Genomic DNA, 18,601 nt, shown 5'->3' on the forward strand with positions numbered 1-18,601 from the left:
ATGCTGTGCTGTCAGTGACGGAAGTGGCGCATGCCGGTGAACACCATCGCGATACCGGCTTCGTCGGCAGCAGCAATCACTTCAGCATCACGCATCGAGCCGCCTGGCTGAATCACGGCAGTCACGCCCGCCTTGGCTGCATTGTCCAGACCGTCGCGGAACGGGAAGAAAGCGTCGGAAGCCATCACCGAACCGGCTACCTGCAGGCCAGCGTGCTCGGCCTTGATAGCAGCAATGCGCGCCGAGTTCACGCGGCTCATCTGGCCGGCGCCGACACCGATGGTCTGGCGATTCCTGGCGTAGACGATGGCGTTGGACTTCACGTACTTGGCGACTTTCCAGGCGAAGATCAGGTCATTGATTTCCTGCTCGCTCGGGGCGCGTTTGGTGACCACTTTCAAGTCATCGGCGCCGATCATGCCGATGTCGCGGCTCTGTACCAGCAGGCCGCCGTTCACGCGCTTGTAATCCCAGGCAGCGGCGCGATCAGCTGACCACTCGCCGCAGGCCAGCAGGCGCACGTTGGCTTTGGCCGCCACGATGGCGCGGGCTTCTTCGCTGACCGAAGGCGCTATGATCACTTCAACGAACTGACGCTCGACGATGGCCTTGGCGGTTTCGGCATCCAGTTCGCGGTTGAAGGCGATGATGCCGCCGAAGGCGGATTCGGTATCGGTGGCGTAGGCCAGTTCGTAGGCCTGACGGATGCCACCCTCAGCGTCCGGGCTGACGGCTACGCCGCACGGGTTGGCGTGCTTGACGATCACGCAGGCCGGCTTGACGAAGCTCTTCACGCATTCCAGTGCGGCATCGGTGTCGGCCACGTTGTTGTACGACAGTTCTTTGCCTTGCAGCTGGGTCGCAGTGGCGATGCCCACTTCGGCAGGCTTGGCTTCAACGTAGAACGCTGCGCTCTGGTGCGGGTTCTCGCCGTAGCGCATTTCCTGGGCCTTGATGAACTGGCTGTTGAAGGTGCGCGGGAATTCGCTGCGTCCTTCGGTGCTCAGTGTCTCGGCAGTCTGATTCACAGTGCCCATGTAGTTGGCGATCATGCCGTCGTAGGCCGCGGTGTGCTCGAACGCCTTGAGCATCAGGTCAAAGCGCTGAGCGTAGGTCAGGCCGCCGGCCTTGAGGCCTTCCAGGACGCTGGCGTAATCGCTGGCATTGACCACGATGGCCACGTCTTTATGGTTTTTTGCTGCGGAACGGACCATGGTCGGGCCGCCGATATCGATGTTTTCGATGGCGGTCGGCAGGTCGCAGCCTGGCTTGTTGATGGTGGCTTCGAACGGGTACAGGTTGACCGCTACCAGGTCGATCGGCTTGATGCCGTGCTCGTTCATGATGGCGTCGTCGATACCGCGACGACCGAGGATGCCGCCGTGGATTTTCGGGTGCAGGGTCTTCACCCGGCCGTCCATCATTTCGGCAAAGCCGGTGTAATCCGCGACTTCCACTGCGGCAACGCCGTTGTCCTGCAGCAGCTTGAACGTCCCGCCGGTGGAGAGGATCTCGACGCCCAGGGCTTCAAGCTCCTTGGCGAATTCGAGGATCCCGGTCTTGTCGGAAACACTGATCAAGGCGCGGCGGATCGGCAGGCGGGTAGTCTGGTCGGTCATCTCAATTTCCATCAAAAGCAAAGGAGTCAGCAAAAAAGGCGACCGGTTCTACGCGGGCGCCTTTCTGGTTTGATTGAATGCTTACAGCAAATCGTACTGCTTGAGTTTCTTGCGCAGCGTGCCACGGTTCAGTCCGAGCATCTCGCTGGCCTTGGTCTGGTTGCCCTTGACGTAGTTCATCACGCACTCGAGCAGGGGAGCCTCGACTTCGGAGAGCACCAGGTTGTACACATCCGTGACGGCAGCGCCCTCAAGGTGGGCGAAATAATTGTGCAGCGCCTTCTCGACACTCCCGCGAAGGGTCTGGCCTTCTTCGCTTGGCGTATTGAGGTGCTGTTTCAAATTTACGTTGTCGCTCACGGGTGTTGTTCCACTCACTAAAGTCTCGGTCATCATCGTCATGCGGCCACCCCTTCTCCGTCCCCTGTCAGGCTCTTGTAACGCTCGGCAAAAAACTCCCGAACGTTGGCGCATTGTGTTTCCGTACCATCCAAACGATTGAAGTGGGCGCGAAATTCCCTGGCGCCCGGCAAGGTTGCGAGATACCAGCCCACATGCTTTCGAGCGATACGGACACCCATGACATCGCCATAGAAAGCGTGCAGGGCAGCCAGATGCTCTAGCAGAATGCGTTCCACCTCGATCAGTTCCAGCGCCGGGAGCTTCTCGCCGGTACGCAGGAAATGATCGATCTCGCGAAAAATCCACGGCCGCCCCTGGGCAGCCCGGCCAATCAACAGGCCGTCGACACCGGTCGCGTCGAGCACGTACCGGGCCTTCTCAGGCGAATCGATATCGCCATTGGCGAAAACCGGGATTGACACGGCCTGCTTGATCGCAGCAATCGTGTCGTACTCGGCTTCACCGGTGTACAGGTCGGCTCGGGTGCGGCCATGCACTGCCAGCGCCGTAATGCCTGCCTGTTCGGCGATCTTCGCCACCGTCAGGCCGTTCTTGTTGTCCCGGTCCCAACCGGTCCGGATCTTCAGGGTTACCGGCACATCAACCGCAGCCACAACAGCCTGCAGGATCTCGGTGACCAGTGCTTCATCCTTCAGCAACGCGGAGCCGGCAGCCTTGTTGCAGACCTTCTTCGCCGGACAGCCCATGTTGATGTCAATAATCTGTGCGCCCAGTTCTACGTTGGCTCGGGCTGCATCCGCCAGCATCTGAGCATCACCACCGGCGATCTGTACCGAGCGTGGCTCGGGATCGCCTTCGTGGATCATGCGCATGCGCGATTTGCGGGTGTTCCACAAACTCATGTCGCTGGTAACCATTTCCGAGACTACGAGTCCCGCGCCCAAACGCTTGCACAGCTGACGAAAGGGTTGGTCAGTGACACCCGCCATCGGGGCGAGGATCAAGCTGTTTTGTAATGTGTATGGACCGATGCGTACCGCCGACATAGGACTTCCCTGTTGTGGGGCCGGATCATGAGAGTTCGAAAAAGGGTTGGCATGATACCCGCTCTCGATGACTGGATAAAGGCTGAATTGAACAAAATCTGAACAGTTATTCTGTTATTACCAGTGGTTTGGTCCGCAGGCTGAAAGTCAGAAAGCCGACGTCAATCCCTGAGCGGGGAAGCGATTCACTCTGGCGAGTGAAAGCTCAAGCTGTAGTTCACCGCTTTTGCGCCAGGATCGAGGATGTCCAGTGCGATGTGGATCGGCGTCTGCGGCGGCATCTCCACCTTGCCCTGGAGTTCGCCATTGAGATACTCGCCGGGTTTGAAGCGACGGCTGGCGATCAGGTGGCCGTTGAGGTCTGCAAAGCGCAGTTCCAGCAGCGGGAAGGGTTGGGAGAACGGGGCGCGGTTATAGATGATGGCATCGACCACAAGCGCGCCGTTGAACTCCGGATGGCTGCGCACGACCAGGTTGCTGCTTTTGATTTTTGCGATGTCTACCTTGGACGGCACGTCGCAACCGATTTGCGGACACAGTTGCTGGAACCATGGGCGGTATTGATCCTGTCGCGCGAGTTCGTCGAAGTGATAGGCGATGTACTGCCCGGCAAGCGCGCCGGCGGCGAGCAGGGTCAGCAACAGCCAGAGAAGGCGGCGACCCCAGGGAGAGCGGCGTTTTTGCCAGTCCAGTTGCAGCGGATCGTCGGTCAGGTCCTGGAGCACTTCGGAGCGCACGCCGGGTTCGTTGCGTTCGCGGCGCTGGCGCAGCGGTTCGACCGTTGGCAGTGCGTCGTCGATTTCGTGCTCGTCGGTTGCTGACAGGCGCTCATGGTTGAGTGGTTTGTCGAGCGGGTCGTGCAAGAGCAGTTGGGGCGGTTCGTCGTCCAGTTCAACCGGCTCCAGGGATAGCGAGGGTTCGGTGCGCGAAACGGTTTTTGATTCCGCCGGTTCAGGGGCTTCGAAACTATCGAGGGATTCCTCGGATCGAGCGCGATCGGCGGCCGATTCGCTGAACAGGCTGTCGGACCATGGCTCCTCGTCCTGCTCGGCGGAGTCGCGACGGGCGCTCAGCGATTCGTCACGATGTCGACCGAGTTCGGTGGCGGGCTGGATTTCCCGCTGTTCGAGTCGGGCAAGCTCTTCGTCAAGGTCCAGGCTATCCAGATCCAGTTCGGCCGCGCGCCATTGCTTTTGGCTAATGGCGCGGGGCTCGGGGAGGATCTCGGTAATAGCCGGTGGTGCTGCTGCCGGGGCTTGCTTGCCGGCTTGCTCAAGCAGCTGCTTGGCGGCATTGAACACCTGCAGGCACGAGCCGCAACGAACCACCCCCCGCGCCACGCTCAACTGGGCATGACTGACGCGAAAGCTGGTTTGGCAATGCGGGCACTGGGTGACGAAACTGTCGGTCATGCGGCGATCCGGAATATGCAGGCGCTCATTCTAGCGCCGACGGCCAGTGATTCGCACCCAGCCATCGCGATTGGCGATCGGGTCCAGATCGAAGTCTTTGGCGTACGCGGCAGCCACTTCATCGCCTTGCTCGGCGAGTATGCCGGAAAGCGCCAGACGCCCGCCCGATTTCACCAGGCGGGTCAGTTGTGGTGCCAGGGATACCAGAGGGCCGGCGAGAATGTTCGCGACCAGTACGTCCGCCGGAACCTGCGGCAGATCTTCCGGCAGGTACAGCGGGAACAGGTGCTCGGCAATGTTGTTGCGTCCGGCGTTGTCGCGCGAGGCTTCCAGCGCCTGCACGTCGATGTCGGTGCCCACGGCTTCCCTGGCACCCAGCAGCAGGGCGGCAATCGCCAGAATCCCCGAGCCGCAACCGAAGTCCAGCACGTTGCAGTCTTTCAGCTCCTGGCCATCGAGCCATTCAAGGCACAGCGCGGTGGTCGGGTGGGTGCCGGTGCCGAATGCGAGGCCCGGATCCAGCAGCAGATTGACCGCATCCGGCTCAGGCGCGGCGTGCCAGCTCGGCACGATCCACAGGCGCTGGCCAAAACGCATCGGCTGGAAACCGTCCATCCACGTGCGTTCCCAGTCCTGGTCTTCGATCACTTCGCTGTGATGTTCGGGTAGTGGGCCGCCGGTGAGCAATTCGAGATGAGCCAGTACGCTGGCGGCTTCGGTGCCACCTTCGAACAGGGCCAGCAGATGCGTGTGGGACCACAGCGGCGTGGTATTGAGTTCCGGCTCGAAGATCGGCTGATCTTCGGCGTCCATGAAGGTCACCGAGACGGCCCCGACCTCAAGGAAAGCGTCTTCGTAGGTTTCGGCTTGTTCTGGGCTGATGGCGAGACGTACTTGCAGCCAAGGCATGGCGGGCACCTTTGAAAAATATAGATTGCAGCCTAGCGGTCTGCGAGAAGCGCGCAAGTTTACGCGAGCGCGGCGCAGATGACGACTATAGGGGTGAAGCAAAAAGATCGCAGCCTGCGGCAGCTCCTACAGGGGAACGCATTCCAGATGTAGGAGCTGCCGCAGGCTGCGATCTTCTGATCTTAAACAACAAAGCCGCCCGAAGGCGGCTTTGTTGATAGGGTCGAAGCTTAGTGCTTCTCGCCAGCCAGCTTGTGCTCGAGGTAGTGAATGTTCACACCCCCTTTGCAGAAGCCTTCGTCGCGGGTCAGGTCGCGGTGCAACGGGATGTTGGTCTTGATCCCGTCGACCACGATTTCGTCCAGCGCATTGCGCATGCGCGCCATGGCTTCGTCACGGGTTGCGCCGTAGGTGATCAGCTTGCCGATCAACGAATCGTAGTTCGGCGGAACGGCATATCCACTGTACAGGTGCGAATCGACGCGAACGCCGTTGCCGCCTGGTGCATGGAAGTGCTTGACCGTGCCCGGGCTCGGCATGAAGGTCTTCGGGTCTTCGGCGTTGATCCGGCATTCCAGCGCGTGACCGCGGATGACCACGTCATCCTGGGTGAACGACAGCTTGTTGCCGGCGGCGATGCTGAGCATCTCCTTGACGATGTCGATACCGGTGACCATTTCCGAAACCGGGTGCTCTACCTGGACACGAGTGTTCATCTCGATGAAGTAGAAGCGACCGTTTTCGTAGAGGAACTCGAAAGTGCCGGCGCCACGGTAACCGATGTCGATGCACGCCTTGACGCAGCGGGCGAAGACTTCCTGGCGAGCCTGCTCGTCGATGCCCGGTGCCGGCGCTTCTTCGAGGACTTTCTGGTGGCGACGTTGCAGCGAGCAATCGCGGTCACCCAGATGGATGGCCTGGCCCTGGCCGTCGGAAAGAACCTGAACTTCCACGTGACGTGGGTTGGTCAGGAATTTTTCCAGATAGACCATCGGGTTGCCGAACGCCGCGCCTGCTTCGGAGCGGGTCAGTTGTGCCGAGGAAATCAGGTCTTCTTCCTTGTGCACAACGCGCATGCCGCGACCACCACCGCCGCCGGCGGCCTTGATGATCACCGGGTAACCGACTTCACGACCAATGCGCAGAGCGGTTTCTTCGTCCTCCGGCAGCGGGCCGTCAGAGCCCGGAACGGTCGGTACGCCAGCGGCGATCATCGCGTGCTTGGCCGAAACCTTGTCGCCCATCAGGCGAATGGTTTCGGCTTTTGGACCGATGAAAGCGAAGCCGGAGTTTTCGACCTGCTCGGCGAAGTCGGCGTTTTCCGCAAGGAAGCCGTAGCCAGGGTGAATGGCAGTGGCGCCCGTCACTTCGGCCGCGGCGATGATTGCCGGAATGTGCAGGTAGGAGTGGGCGGCCGATGCCGGACCGATGCAGACGGATTCGTCTGCCAGGCCCAGGTGCATCAGTTCCTTGTCAGCCTTGGAGTAAACGGCGACGGTCTTGATGCCCATCTCTTTGCAGGCGCGCAGGATCCGCAGGGCGATCTCACCGCGGTTGGCGATCAGAACTTTTTCCAACTTCGCAGTCATCAAAGGCTCTCCGCGGTTCAAACGATGGTGAACAGCGGTTGGTCGTACTCAACCGGCTGGCCGTCTTCAACGAGGATGGATTCGATCACACCGCTGGTTTCAGCTTCGATGTGGTTCATCATCTTCATGGCTTCAACGATACACAGGGTGTCGCCTTTCTTCACGGTCTGACCGACTTCAACGAAGGACGGCGAGGATGGCGAAGATTTGCGGTAGAACGTACCGACCATCGGCGAACGGGCAACGGTGCCGTTCAGTGCAGGGGCGGCCGGAGCAGCAGGGGCGGCAGCGGCAGCTGGAGCGGCGGCAGCGACAGGCGCGGCAGCCGGAGCTGGCATTGGAGCCGGCGCGTAGTACTGCTGAGCCGGGGTCTTGCTGTGACGGCTGATGCGTACGGACTCTTCGCCTTCCTTGATCTCGAGCTCGTCGATGCCGGACTCTTCCAGCAATTCGATCAGTTTCTTAACTTTACGGATATCCATGAATCATCAACTCCCAAGGGTCGGTCAGGGGCGGTTAACTTGTTGTTCAAGCTGTTCCAGGGCGGCCTCCAGGGCCAGTCGGTAACCGCTGGCGCCAAGGCCGCAGATCACTCCCACCGCTACATCGGAGAAGTAAGAGTGATGGCGGAAAGGTTCGCGTTTGTGCACGTTAGACAAATGCACTTCGATGAATGGGATGCTCACCGCCAGCAGCGCGTCACGTAATGCGACACTCGTATGCGTAAAAGCTGCTGGATTGATCAAAATGAAGTCCACACCTTCGCTGCGCGCAGCGTGGATGCGATCGATCAATTCGTACTCGGCATTGCTTTGCAGGTACAGCAAATGGTGGCCGGCTTCGCGGGCGCGGCGTTCCAGGTCCTGGTTGATCTGCGCCAGAGTCGTAGCGCCATAGGTGCCCGGTTCACGGGTGCCAAGCAAATTCAGGTTGGGTCCGTGCAGAACGAGTAGCGTCGCCATCGGCTGTTCCTTTGTTATCCGTGTGCAATTGTCAGAACCCGGCGACTATGCCGCAAAGCCTTTATGACTGTCCAGTTCTCTGCAATAGCCAGCACGATGCCCGATGTTTGCGCAAAATATATGACTGCTTGATTAATTCTGGTCATTAGCCTTCGCAACACGTTCGGCGAAGTTTTTTGCGTTGATCTCGCCGATCACCCGAACATCGGCGCGTTCCGCACCGTCCTTGCCGAAAAACATCAGCGCCGGAGGTCCGAACAGCTGATAGTGGTCGAGCAGGGCGCGTTGTTCGGCGTTGCTGGCGGTGATGTCGAAGCGGATCAGCCGGTAGCCCTTGAGGCGTTCGACGACGATCGGATCGTTTAGCACTTCATGTTCGATGACTTTGCAGCTGATGCACCAATCGGCGTACCAATCGAGCAACAGCGGCGTGTTGGAGGATCGTGCTTGGCTGAGTACCTGATCCAGATCCGCCGGAGTGCTGACGGTTTGCCAGGCACTGATGCTTTGCGCTTGGGCGGCACCTGCGGCGATGCGCGGCTGGCCAATTGGATTGAACGGGTCGGTCTGGCCACTGAACGCACCGTACCAGCAGGACAGCGCATAAAAGAGCAAAAACATCCCGAGCAACTGTCCCAGGCGTTTTCTCGGCGGTTTGTAGACGAACTCCAGCGCGCCCATGAATAACCCGACACCGCCGGCCAGCAAGCCGATCATCAGCAAGGTGACCTGGCCGGGCAAGACACGGCTGAGCAAGCCGATTGCCAGGCCCAGCAGCAACACGCCAATCGCATTTTTTACGTAGACCAGCCAGGGTCCGCTTTTCGGTAACCAGGCCGCGCCGCCTGTGGCCACCAGCAGCAGCGGGGCGCCCATGCCGAGGCCGAGCATGAACAGTTTGATTCCACCGCCCAAGGCATCACCACTGGCGCTGATGTACAACAATGCACCGGCCAGGGGCGCCGAAACGCAGGGCGAAACCAGCAGGCTGGACACTACGCCCAACACCGCGGCACCCCACAGGGAGCCGCCCTCGGTGCGGCCGGCGATGCGGTCCAGGCGACTGCTGATGGCTTGCGGCAACTTCAGTTCAAATACGCCGAACATCGCCAGGGCAAACACTGCAAAAAACATCGCGAACGGCACCAGCACCCAAGCGGATTGGAGGCGTGCCTGAAGATTCAACTGCGCGCCGAACATCCCCATCAAGGCGCCGAGCAGGGCGAAGCAGGCAGCCATTGGCAGCACGTACGCCAGCGAAAGATTGAACCCGCGCAAGCCGCCCACCTGACCGCGCAAGACAACGCCCGACAGAATCGGCAGCATCGGTAGCACGCAGGGCGTGAACGTCAGGCCCAGACCGGCGAGGAAGAACAGCGCCAGTTCTCGCCAGCTCCAGTTGTAGGGAGTCCCTGCGGCGCTACTGTCACTGATGCTCAGGCGCTCGGTTTCGGGCGGATAGCACAGGCCTTTGTCGGCGCAGCCCTGATACGTCACGACCAGGGTGAAAGCGCGTGAGTCAGTGCGCGGTAGCTCGACGTCGAGAATGCCGTGATAGACCTCTACATCGCCAAAATACTCATCGTGCTTTTTTTGCCCGTCGGGCAGGCGTGCCGTGCCGAGCAGGGCGTCGGCCGGATCGGCACGAAATTGAAATCGATGGCGATAGAGGTAGTAGCCCTCGGTGGCGACAAAACGCAGTTTGATCGATTGCGGCGTACTGTCGACCAGACTCAGCTGAAAGGCTTCGCGCACCGGCAAAAAGTCTGCGCTGTTGTTGATCGAGCCCAGAGTGGAACTGGGTCGGCTCTCCAGCAAACCGGTGGCGGTGACCGGCAAGGCGAAGACTAAAAGCAGCAGGTAGAGCAAACGGCGCATGACAATCTCGCGTATCGGAATTGGGGGGATGATAGCTGAGAGAGTAGGGTCGCATCGAAACAGGAGCTGCCCAAGGCGTCGATCTTTTGATTTTGCCTCTCAACTGCAAGGTCAAAAGATCGCAGCCTTCGGCAGCTCCTACAGTTCACAAAACACATGCAGGAGCGAGCCTGCTTGCGAAGGCGGTCTGTCAGACGCGAAAAGCCTGAACGGCAGTATGCAGGCGCCCACCCAGTACCAGCAGGTTCTCTCCCTGCTCACGCCCTTCGCCAATGCGCAGCAAGTTATCCCCACCCAGCTGGTGAATTCGCTCGCTGTGATCGCGTATCTCGCTGACAGCGCCGCTTTGCTGGGCGGTGATATCGGCGATGCGTACCGCCGTGTCGGAAATGGTCTGGATCGCCGCGACGATTTTATCCAGCGCGCCATCGGCTGCTTGAGCCTGGCTGGCGGTGGCTTCAGCGTGTTCGACCTGGGCGCGCATGCCCACTACCGACTGCCGCGCGGCGGTTTGCAGGCCGGCGATCAAGGTCTGGATCTCGGCTGTGGCCCCGGCAGTGCGTTGCGCCAGTGACCGAACCTCTTCCGCGACCACGGCAAACCCTCGGCCCATTTCTCCGGCGCGAGCCGCTTCAATGGCGGCGTTGAGCGCCAGCAGGTTGGTCTGCTCGGCAATCGAGCGAATGACCGTCAATACGCCGCCGATCGTGGCGGACTCCTCGGCCAGGTGCTCAATCATTTGCGCATTGCCTTGCACTTCGCCCACCAACGCATGCAGGCCAGTAAGACTCAAGCCAATGACTTTCTGCCCATGCTCGACCGCCAGCCCCGCGTGACGGCTGGCGTCGGCGGCCTGGCTGGCGTCGCCGGCCACTTGTTGAATGGTGGCCTCCAGTTCGCTGAGTGAATCACGAATCAGCGCCGTATCACCGGCCTGATGTTCCGCCCCGTCATGCAGGTCATTGCTGAGGTCGGCCAGCGTCCGGCTGCTGCCGGCCACCAGCTCGGCATTGCGGCGAATCGTTCCCACCAGGTCCACCAGATAGGCACGCAGGCGATTGAGAGACGCTTCAATGTCATGCAATTCGCGGTTGCTGTTGCCCAGTTGGATATCCCGGCTGAAGTCGCCTTCAGCCCAGGTCGACAGAGCCGGAGCAAGGTTGGTGAGGGTCCGGGCGAGCTTGCGTTGCAACGTGTCGATCAGCAGGGCGATCAGCAAGATCAGACCGATCATTATCCCTTGCATGAGTCGCACTTCACTCTGGATCTGCCCGTGCTGGGCACGCACCACGGGCTCCAGTCCGGCGATGGCCTGCTGCACGTAGGAGATTTTCAGGTGCGTCGCCGTACTGAGTTCGGCGCGTTTGCGGATTTGATCGCGGGTGCGCGCGAGTTCGGCCGGGTAACGGCTGAGCAGACTGTTGAGTTCGCGTTTGAGCCCAACGCCGGCATCTTCGGCTGCGGCCTTTTCAGTGTTCTCCAGACCCATCATCGAAGCGAAATCATCGGTGCTCGATTCGCTGCTGGCGGTCACGCCGAGCAACGGCAGGGCGTCGAGTTTTTCCGCTTGGGCGCGAATGTTGGCGACTTCTCGTTCGACATCGGCGGCCAATTCGCTGCGACCGCTGCTGACCAGCTTGTCCCGGGCAAGCGACAGTTTGGCCAGATGTTGCGAGGCGATGAGCAGTGGCGCCAGATAGGCCGCGTTGCCGCTGGCGTACTGGTTGAGTTGATCAAGGCTGGCGCCGAGTTCCCGTTCGGCTTGCAGTAATAGCGCCTGCGGATCGCCGGCGAGTTTGCCGGCCGCCAGCAGCTCGGTTTTGCTGAACTCACTCAAGTTTGAGAGGCTGGGGAGCAAGGTCTGCGCCAGTGCCGGCGGTAATTCGCCGAGCTCCTTTTGCAGGCGGTCGATGGCCTGGCTGGCACTGCTCAGGCGTAGGGCATCGCCGCTTGCGAGATAGTCTTCAACGCTGCGCACCACTTCATTTTGAAATGACCGGGAAAGGCCCAGGTAGCGCTCCATCAACAAATACGGGCGCTCAAGGGCTTTTTGCGACCACCACAGCGTGATGCCGAGGGCCACGCAGACGGCCACCAACAGGAGGGTATTGAGATTGGTCAGCAGCTTCAGGCGCATTTCGGGACTACCAACGGCAAAAACGGTAAGCGCCTGAAGTTATTGCGTTTCTATTACAGAGTTATGACCGTATCGGTCGAATCCGATAAAAAAGTGGCACTTTGCTTTGACGCCGGAGCAGCCTGTACGCGGTTGCGTCCGGCATTTTTGGCGTGGTAAAGCGCCTCGTCCGCCTGACTGGCCATCGTCAGACTGTCGGAGTTTTCGCACATCTGGACCACCCCGGCACTGAATGTGCACCAGAGGTCCTGGGGTTGCGCCGGGTAATGAATTTCGGCAAAACGCTGGCGGATTTCGTTGAGCACGTTGTGGGCCGCCTCGATGTCGGTGTCCGGCATCACAATCGCGAACTCCTCACCACCGTATCGGCCGATGAAGTCGGTTTTGCGCAGGCGCTGCTTGAGAAACAGCGCCAGGCTCTTGATCACGCGGTCCCCCATGGGATGACCGTGGCTGTCATTGACCCGTTTGAAGTGGTCGATATCGAGCATGGCAAAGCTCAGCGGCTTTTGCTCGCGACGAGCTCGAAACGAGCAGTCTTCAAGCAATTGCAGAATGTGGGTGTGGTTGTACAAGCCGGTGAGGCTGTCGCGGACCATCCGCGCCTTGAGATTGCGCGCCCGGGCCGCACGGTTGCGCACGGTGGTGATCAGGTGCCGCGGCTTGATCGGTTTGGTCAGGAAGTCATCGCCGCCCTCGCTCATTGCGTCAAGCTGCTTGTCCAGATCGTCTTCGGCGGACAGGTAAATGATCGGTACGCTGACATAGCGGTCGTTGTGGCGGATTACCTTGGCCAGTTCCGTGCCAGTGCAGGCCGGCATGTACATGTCGAGGATAATCAGATCGGGTTGAAAGTCCGCCAGTTCGGCCATGGCCTGGATCGGTTCGATCAAGGTCCGGGTGACGATCCCGGCGCTGTTGAGCAGACGTTCGGTGTGCAAAGCCTGGGCGCGGGAGTCGTCGATGATCAGCACTTTGTAAGGTTCGTACTGGGCAACGCAGGTCAGGACTTCGATTTTCTCCAGCAGGCTCGACGCTTCGAGGGTGCCGGTGAGGAATTCCTGACCACCGGCACGCACGGCGGCGAGGCGGGTCGGCGTATCGGTTTCGTGCAGGCTGAAGAACAGTAGCGGCAGTTGATGATCCAGGCCTTCCTGGGCTTCTGCGGCCAGTTTCAGGCCAACGCCGGGACCACTGAAGTCAACGTCCATGACAATCGCCGCTGGCAGCCGCTCGACCATAGAGGAGCGAAACGCGGCTACGCTTTCCAGGGATTGGGCGCTGAGCCCGAAAAACTCCAGTTGCTTGGCCAGGCGCTCGGCACGGTCGTGATCCTGCAACATCACGTAGATCGGCTTGCGCAGCGGTGGCAGGAAGGTCTGATCGAGCTGATCGCCATGGCGCAGACCGGTACGCGACAGGCGCTGCATCAAGCGATTGAGATCAGTGATCAGGCCGCTGCTCAGGCGCCCGCGATTGGCGTCAACGGCCTCCAGCGATTTGCCGATATGGCGTGCCAGCTGCGAGTGTTCCGGTTGTTCGAAACGCTCGGCAAATCGCAACAGCCGCAAGTTGGCCTCGCTCAACTCCGAAAGGTCGGCAGTGGACCACTCGCTGCGTTGCAGGCGTTGCCATATCTCAAGGATCTGACGTGCCTGATGAATTACCCGCTGGGCAAAGTGGTGCTTGAGGCGCTCGCGGCTGGGCTCTTCTGGCTCGGTCATATCCTGACTACTGGTTAGGGTGCAAGCTGAGGTCGAGTGGTGGCTCTATGCTAGCACCACTTTCCGGCTACATGAGAGCGGTACATCAATAATCTGCAAGGGCACCTCATTCAGTTCGTGACCAGACAGTCATTTTTTTGCTCCGCAAGTCTGGCCGGAGCGGCCGTGAGCGTTGTCTGTGGGCCTTTGTCGCCGGTCCGACCAATTCCAGTGCAGGTGCGATGATTCGTGTATTTGATCTCTTTGACCGGGTCGTTTTTGTGCGGCAAAAGGATCAGGGATTCCCCTAGGGGCGTCATCCAGACCAATAGGCGTATTTCGGTGGTGCATGGGTGTTTTTTTTCGGGTCGCAGGTTTTTGGTCCTGCGTGCGGCAATTTCTGCGATCAATGCAATGCGTGCGTGCCGGGCGAAGGCACGTTGTTGTATGGTTGTGGTCGAACCGTGAACTCAAGTGATTGAAAGGATATCGCCATGCTGGACTGGAAGAACCGCGCAGGCAGTGCGCCTGAACGTGCCGCTGAGCCCAAGTCGGCCACCCGCACTTATTTGGGCGGTCTGTTGTTCAGCCGTGCGCTGGCCACTCTGATCGGACTCTACTTGCTGGTGGCGAGTGTTCTGGGATGGTACTGGAGCCAGGAGCCCGCGCTGTTCCCTGTTCAGCAAACGGCCCAGCAAGCCGCTGAAAAAGAAGGCAAGCAGATGGTCGTCGGCTACACCACGGTCGAAACGCTCAAGACCGTCGCGGGCACTTTGCTGACCAAGCCGGGCGGTTACATTTCCAACGACCGTTTCCCGCCAGGCCTGTGGATGGACAACATGCCGAGCTGGGAATACGGCGTGCTGGTGCAGGTCCGTGACCTGAGCCGTGCGTTGCGCAAAGACTTCGCCCGTTCGCAGTCTCAGTCCGCCGAGGACGCCGACCTGGCCAAGGCCGAGCCGCGTTTCAACTTCGACAATAAAAGCTGGGTGCTGCCATCCAGTGAGTCCGAATACCAGGAAGGGATCAACTCCCTGAGCCGTTATCAGGCGCGCCTGTCCGACCCGAACCAGAAAAGCGCGCTGTTCTACGCCCGCGCCGACAACCTCAACAACTGGCTGGGTGATGTCGGGACCCGACTGGGTTCGCTGTCGCAACGGCTGTCGGCCAGCGTTGGTCGGGTCAAGCTCAACACTGCTTTGAAAACCGAAGTCGTGGCGCCGGGTGAAGTGCCGCAGGTCGACGAAGAAATCGTCGAGACGCCGTGGATGCAGATCGACAACGTGTTCTACGAAGCCCGGGGTCAGGCGTGGGCTTTGTCTCACCTGCTGCGCGCCATCGAAGTCGACTTCGCCGATGTACTGGCCAAGAAGAACGCCACTGTCAGCGTGCGCCAGATCATTCGTGAACTGGAAGCGTCGCAGGAGCCGGTGTGGAGTCCGATGATTCTCAACGGGAGCGGCTTCGGCGTGCTGGCCAACCACTCGCTGGTCATGGCCAACTACATTTCCCGGGCCAATGCGGCGGTGATCGATTTGCGTCAACTGCTCAATCAGGGCTGAGTCATGGTCGATAGCTCTATCGATAACCTGCGAGAGGCCGCGCACCGTGCGGCCTCGGATGCCGAGCAAATTGCCTGGGTCGACGAGCAGGACAACCTGCTCGGCGCCCTGGTCCGTTCCGATTTGCGCGAGCGCGGGCTGATCGGGCGCGGCACCTACATTATGTTGTTCAACTCTGCCGGTGAACTGTGTGTGCATCGGCGCACGCTGAGCAAGGCGATTTACCCCGGTTATTGGGACGTGGCGGCGGGTGGAATGGTGCTGGCCAGTGAAACCTACGCCGAATCGGCGGCCAGGGAGCTTGAAGAAGAGTTGGGCGTCAGTGGCGTAGAGCTGATCGCCCATGACCACTTTTTCTTTGAAGACACCGGCAATCGTCTCTGGTGCTCGGCCTTTTCGGCGGTCTGGGACGGGCCGTTGATACTGCAGCCGGAAGAGGTGCTCGAAGCGCGCTTTATTCCCGTCGATCAGGTCATGCTGGAAATCGAGCAGAAGCCTTATTGCCCGGACTCTTTGGCTGCGTTGAAGCGCTATCTGAAAGCTCAACAAAGCAACGTCGCAAAACCGCTATAAATTGGCGCCGATTGGCTCTTAGCAATCGGCGTTTTTGCCGTTACACTGCGCGACCTTTTCAAGCTGAACCGGTATTGCTTGTTGTTGCTGTAGGAGCAAGCTCGCTCCTACAGTGAAATGAATGTCGTACCGTTTCAGTAGCGCTGCCCCTGCCTGAGTGGGGCTTCGCGGTCGATAGCCCTGCCCAGGTGCTGCGACCAGTCTTTGTCCTCCAAAGAGGATTGCCGGTGGCCAAAAAAGCCGCATCCTTCGCCGCCCTGGGTGGCTTGGTATTTTCCACCGACGCAGGTCGTCATTGCCCGGAATGCAGTAAACCGGTGGACGCCTGTATCTGCAAACAGACCGTTATCCCGGCCGGCGACGGCATCGCTCGCGTGCGTCGCGAAAGCAAGGGCCGTGGCGGCAAGACGGTGACCACCATCACCGGCGTGCCGTTGGCTGAAGACGCGCTCAAGGAACTGGCCACGACGTTGAAGAAACGCTGTGGGACCGGTGGGGCGTTGAAAGACGGGATCATCGAAATCCAGGGCGATCATGTCGAGCTACTCTTGGCTGAACTGATCAAGCACGGTTTCAAGGCAAAGAAGTCCGGCGGCTAGCAGCCTCTGTGAAAACCACCCTCGGCTTGATCCGGTCCTGATGACATCAGGCCCGGCATCGTCTACATGGTTTTCACAGAGCCTGTTCTGACCGGTATCTAAACTCACTGCGGTCGGCGGGGTCTATTGCCTCGTTGACGAACCGTCATTTTCATTCTTTAGACTGCGCCGGCCTGAACCCAGGCGACGCACTATGACTTCTTTATAGGGGACTTCGATGTCCGTACGACGCACACGCAAAGACGATGGCAGCCAATGGACAGTTGCGGACAGCCGCAGTGTTTACGGGATTCGCCATTGGGGGGCCGGGTATTTCGCGATCAATGACGCCGGTCGCGTCGAAGTTCGTCCGAACGGTCCGAGCAGTTCGCCAATCGATCTGTTCGAGCAAGTCGACCAACTGCGCAAAAGCGGCCTGTCCCTGCCGTTGCTGGTGCGCTTCCCTGACATTCTGCAAGACCGCGTGCGTCAGTTGACGGGCGCATTCGACGCGAACATCGAGCGTCTGGAGTACCAGAGCAAGTACACCGCGCTGTACCCGATCAAGGTGAACCAGCAGGAAGCGGTGATTGAAAACATCATCGCCACCCAGAACGTCTCCATCGGTCTGGAAGCCGGCTCCAAGCCTGAGTTGCTGGCGGTGCTGGCACTGGCTCCGAAGGGCGGCACCATCGTCTGCAACGGTTACAAGGACCGTGAGTTCATTCGGCTGGCGCTGATGGGGCAGAAGCTGGGCCACAACGTCTTCATCGTGATCGAGAAAGAGTCCGAAGTCGGCCTGGTGATCGAAGAAGCGGCCTCGCTGAAGGTCAAGCCTCAAGTGGGTCTGCGCGTGCGTCTGTCGTCGCTGGCCTCGAGCAAGTGGGCGGACACCGGTGGTGAAAAATCCAAGTTCGGTCTGTCGGCGGCGCAACTGTTGTCGGTGGTTGAGCGTTTCCGCGCTGCCGGTCTGGACCAGGGCATTCGCCTGCTGCACTTCCACATGGGTTCGCAGATCGCCAACCTGGCGGACTACCAGCACGGTTTCAAGGAAGCGATCCGTTACTACGGCGAGCTGCGCAACCTTGGCCTGCCAGTGGATCACATCGACGTGGGCGGCGGCCTGGGCGTGGACTACGACGGTACGCATTCGCGTAACGCCAGTTCGATCAACTACGACATGGACGATTACGCCGGTGTCGTGGTCGGGATGCTCAAAGAGTTCTGCGATGCACAGAGCCTGCCGCACCCGAACATCTTCTCCGAAAGCGGCCGTTCCCTGACCGCGCACCACGCGATGCTGGTGATCCAGGTGACCGACGTCGAGAAACACAACGACGACGTGCCGCAGATCGAGAACAAGGAAGCGTTGCCGGAAACCGTGCAGTGGCTGGTGGACCTGCTGGGTCCGACCGACATCGAGATGGTCACCGAAACCTACTGGCGCGCCACGCACTACATGAGCGATGTTGCCTCCCAGTATGCCGACGGCAAGCTGACCCTGGCCGAGAAAGCCCTGGCCGAGCAGTGCTACTTCGCCGTATGCCGTCGACTGCACAACTCGTTGAAGGCGCGTCAGCGTTCCCACCGTCAGGTGCTGGACGAACTCAACGACAAGCTGGCCGACAAGTACATCTGCAACTTCTCGGTGTTTCAGAGCTTGCCGGACACCTGGGCCATCGATCAGGTGCTGCCGATCATCCCGCTGCACCGCCTCGACGAAGAACCATTGCGTCGTGCAGTGCTGCAAGACCTGACCTGCGACTCCGACGGCAAGATCAACCAGTACGTTGACGAGCAGAGCATCGAAACCAGTCTGCCGGTGCATGCCCTGAACGAAGGCGAGGATTACCTGCTGGGCGTGTTCCTGGTCGGCGCGTATCAGGAAATTCTCGGCGACATGCACAACCTGTTCGGTGACACCGACTCGGTGAACATCTACCAGAACGCCGATGGCAGCGTGTATCACGCGGGCATCGAAACCCACGACACCATCGAAGACATGCTGCGTTACGTGCACTTGTCGCCGGAAGAACTGATGACCCACTACCGCGACAAGTGCGCCAGTGCCCGCATCAGTGCCTCCGAGCGCACCCAGTTCCTCGATGCCCTGCGCCTGGGGCTGACCCGCTCGTCTTACCTGTCTTCCTGAGGTAAGCACTACGCTCATCAGGTTGTCTGAAAATTTACCGTTTGCTGCGGAAATTTCAGATGACCTGGTGAGGCGGCTCTCTAGTTTTCCGAGAAATTTCCCACGTCCTCAGCGAATC

General features: G+C 60.0%; 15 protein-coding genes. 4 read left to right on the plus strand and 11 right to left on the minus strand.

Going from position 1 to position 18,601, the window contains the following annotated elements:
- Positions 1-11: 11 nt before the first annotated feature.
- The 11 genes from purH to gcbA form a co-directional block, all read right to left on the minus strand.
- The gene (purH, locus tag AD668_RS02040; RefSeq protein ID WP_053153912.1) at positions 12-1,619 is read right to left on the minus strand and encodes a bifunctional phosphoribosylaminoimidazolecarboxamide formyltransferase/IMP cyclohydrolase; all 1,608 of its coding nucleotides are present in this window, start codon (positions 1,617-1,619) and stop codon (positions 12-14) included.
- 81 nt (positions 1,620-1,700) lie between these two features.
- The gene (gene fis / locus AD668_RS02045; protein ID WP_015093301.1) at positions 1,701-2,021 is read right to left on the minus strand and encodes a DNA-binding transcriptional regulator Fis; all 321 of its coding nucleotides are present in this window, start codon (positions 2,019-2,021) and stop codon (positions 1,701-1,703) included.
- Complete coding sequence (dusB, locus tag AD668_RS02050) at positions 2,018-3,028, minus strand: tRNA dihydrouridine synthase DusB (protein ID WP_053153915.1); 1,011 nt, start codon at positions 3,026-3,028, stop codon at positions 2,018-2,020. The genes fis and dusB overlap by 4 nt, the downstream gene beginning before the upstream one ends.
- 185 nt (positions 3,029-3,213) lie before the next feature.
- The gene (locus tag AD668_RS02055) at positions 3,214-4,440 is read right to left on the minus strand and encodes a DUF3426 domain-containing protein (protein WP_053153917.1); all 1,227 of its coding nucleotides are present in this window, start codon (positions 4,438-4,440) and stop codon (positions 3,214-3,216) included.
- A gap of 30 nt (positions 4,441-4,470) precedes the next feature.
- Positions 4,471-5,349, minus strand: coding sequence for a 50S ribosomal protein L11 methyltransferase (prmA, locus tag AD668_RS02060; RefSeq protein ID WP_053153920.1), 879 nt, complete (start codon positions 5,347-5,349; stop codon positions 4,471-4,473).
- A 230-nt stretch (positions 5,350-5,579) separates the two neighbouring features.
- Complete coding sequence (accC, locus tag AD668_RS02065) at positions 5,580-6,938, minus strand: acetyl-CoA carboxylase biotin carboxylase subunit (protein WP_053153923.1); 1,359 nt, start codon at positions 6,936-6,938, stop codon at positions 5,580-5,582.
- A 17-nt stretch (positions 6,939-6,955) separates the two neighbouring features.
- Positions 6,956-7,420: an acetyl-CoA carboxylase biotin carboxyl carrier protein gene (gene accB, locus AD668_RS02070; RefSeq protein WP_053153926.1), complete on the minus strand. Its 465-nt coding sequence runs from the start codon at positions 7,418-7,420 to the stop codon at positions 6,956-6,958.
- Between the two features lie 24 nt (positions 7,421-7,444).
- The gene (aroQ, locus tag AD668_RS02075) at positions 7,445-7,900 is read right to left on the minus strand and encodes a type II 3-dehydroquinate dehydratase (protein ID WP_053153929.1); all 456 of its coding nucleotides are present in this window, start codon (positions 7,898-7,900) and stop codon (positions 7,445-7,447) included.
- Positions 7,901-8,032: 132 nt separating this feature from the next.
- Positions 8,033-9,778, minus strand: coding sequence for a protein-disulfide reductase DsbD (locus AD668_RS02080; RefSeq protein WP_053153932.1), 1,746 nt, complete (start codon positions 9,776-9,778; stop codon positions 8,033-8,035).
- A 190-nt stretch (positions 9,779-9,968) separates the two neighbouring features.
- Positions 9,969-11,915 (minus strand): methyl-accepting chemotaxis protein, encoded by a 1,947-nt coding sequence (locus AD668_RS02085; RefSeq protein WP_053153936.1) that lies wholly within the window; start codon positions 11,913-11,915, stop codon positions 9,969-9,971.
- Positions 11,916-11,968: 53 nt separating this feature from the next.
- Positions 11,969-13,639 carry a diguanylate cyclase GcbA gene (gene gcbA, locus AD668_RS02090; RefSeq protein WP_053153939.1) on the minus strand — a complete coding sequence of 557 codons (1,671 nt, stop codon included), beginning with the start codon at positions 13,637-13,639 and terminating at the stop codon, positions 11,969-11,971.
- Between the two features lie 473 nt (positions 13,640-14,112).
- On the opposite strand from gcbA, the gene AD668_RS02095 reads away from it, so the two are divergent.
- From AD668_RS02095 to speA, 4 genes are all read left to right on the plus strand, one after another.
- A complete protein-coding gene (locus AD668_RS02095; RefSeq protein ID WP_053153944.1) occupies positions 14,113-15,180 on the plus strand; it encodes a DUF2333 family protein in 1,068 nt (355 codons plus the stop codon).
- A 3-nt stretch (positions 15,181-15,183) separates the two neighbouring features.
- Positions 15,184-15,753, plus strand: a complete 570-nt coding sequence (locus AD668_RS02100) for an NUDIX hydrolase (protein ID WP_053153946.1) — start codon at positions 15,184-15,186, stop codon at positions 15,751-15,753.
- Positions 15,754-15,980: 227 nt separating this feature from the next.
- Positions 15,981-16,352, plus strand: coding sequence for a translation initiation factor Sui1 (locus tag AD668_RS02105; protein ID WP_007914613.1), 372 nt, complete (start codon positions 15,981-15,983; stop codon positions 16,350-16,352).
- A 217-nt stretch (positions 16,353-16,569) separates the two neighbouring features.
- Positions 16,570-18,483 carry an arginine decarboxylase gene (gene speA, locus AD668_RS02110; protein ID WP_053153949.1) on the plus strand — a complete coding sequence of 638 codons (1,914 nt, stop codon included), beginning with the start codon at positions 16,570-16,572 and terminating at the stop codon, positions 18,481-18,483.
- The last annotated feature ends 118 nt before the right edge of the window (positions 18,484-18,601 follow it).

It is taken from the genome of Pseudomonas sp. P1.8 (genome assembly GCF_001269805.1).
In the GTDB taxonomy this organism is placed as follows: Bacteria; Pseudomonadota; Gammaproteobacteria; order Pseudomonadales; family Pseudomonadaceae; genus Aquipseudomonas.

Excerpts from the sequence above, each read along its gene's own strand:
- gcbA (WP_053153939.1), bottom strand. The coding sequence starts at position 13,639 with ATGACCGAGCCAGAAGAGCCCAGCCGCGAGCGCCTCAAGCACCACTTT.
- AD668_RS02055 (WP_053153917.1), bottom strand. The coding sequence starts at position 4,440 with ATGACCGACAGTTTCGTCACCCAGTGCCCGCATTGCCAAACCAGCTTT.
- prmA (WP_053153920.1), bottom strand. The coding sequence starts at position 5,349 with ATGCCTTGGCTGCAAGTACGTCTCGCCATCAGCCCAGAACAAGCCGAA.
- AD668_RS02080 (WP_053153932.1), bottom strand. The coding sequence starts at position 9,778 with ATGCGCCGTTTGCTCTACCTGCTGCTTTTAGTCTTCGCCTTGCCGGTC.
- aroQ (WP_053153929.1), bottom strand. The coding sequence starts at position 7,900 with ATGGCGACGCTACTCGTTCTGCACGGACCCAACCTGAATTTGCTTGGC.
- purH (WP_053153912.1), bottom strand. The coding sequence starts at position 1,619 with ATGACCGACCAGACTACCCGCCTGCCGATCCGCCGCGCCTTGATCAGT.
- accB (WP_053153926.1), bottom strand. The coding sequence starts at position 7,420 with ATGGATATCCGTAAAGTTAAGAAACTGATCGAATTGCTGGAAGAGTCC.
- accC (WP_053153923.1), bottom strand. The coding sequence starts at position 6,938 with ATGACTGCGAAGTTGGAAAAAGTTCTGATCGCCAACCGCGGTGAGATC.
- fis (WP_015093301.1), bottom strand. The coding sequence starts at position 2,021 with ATGACGATGATGACCGAGACTTTAGTGAGTGGAACAACACCCGTGAGC.
- AD668_RS02085 (WP_053153936.1), bottom strand. The coding sequence starts at position 11,915 with ATGCGCCTGAAGCTGCTGACCAATCTCAATACCCTCCTGTTGGTGGCC.
- AD668_RS02095 (WP_053153944.1), top strand. The coding sequence starts at position 14,113 with ATGCTGGACTGGAAGAACCGCGCAGGCAGTGCGCCTGAACGTGCCGCT.
- speA (WP_053153949.1), top strand. The coding sequence starts at position 16,570 with ATGTCCGTACGACGCACACGCAAAGACGATGGCAGCCAATGGACAGTT.
- dusB (WP_053153915.1), bottom strand. The coding sequence starts at position 3,028 with ATGTCGGCGGTACGCATCGGTCCATACACATTACAAAACAGCTTGATC.
- AD668_RS02100 (WP_053153946.1), top strand. The coding sequence starts at position 15,184 with ATGGTCGATAGCTCTATCGATAACCTGCGAGAGGCCGCGCACCGTGCG.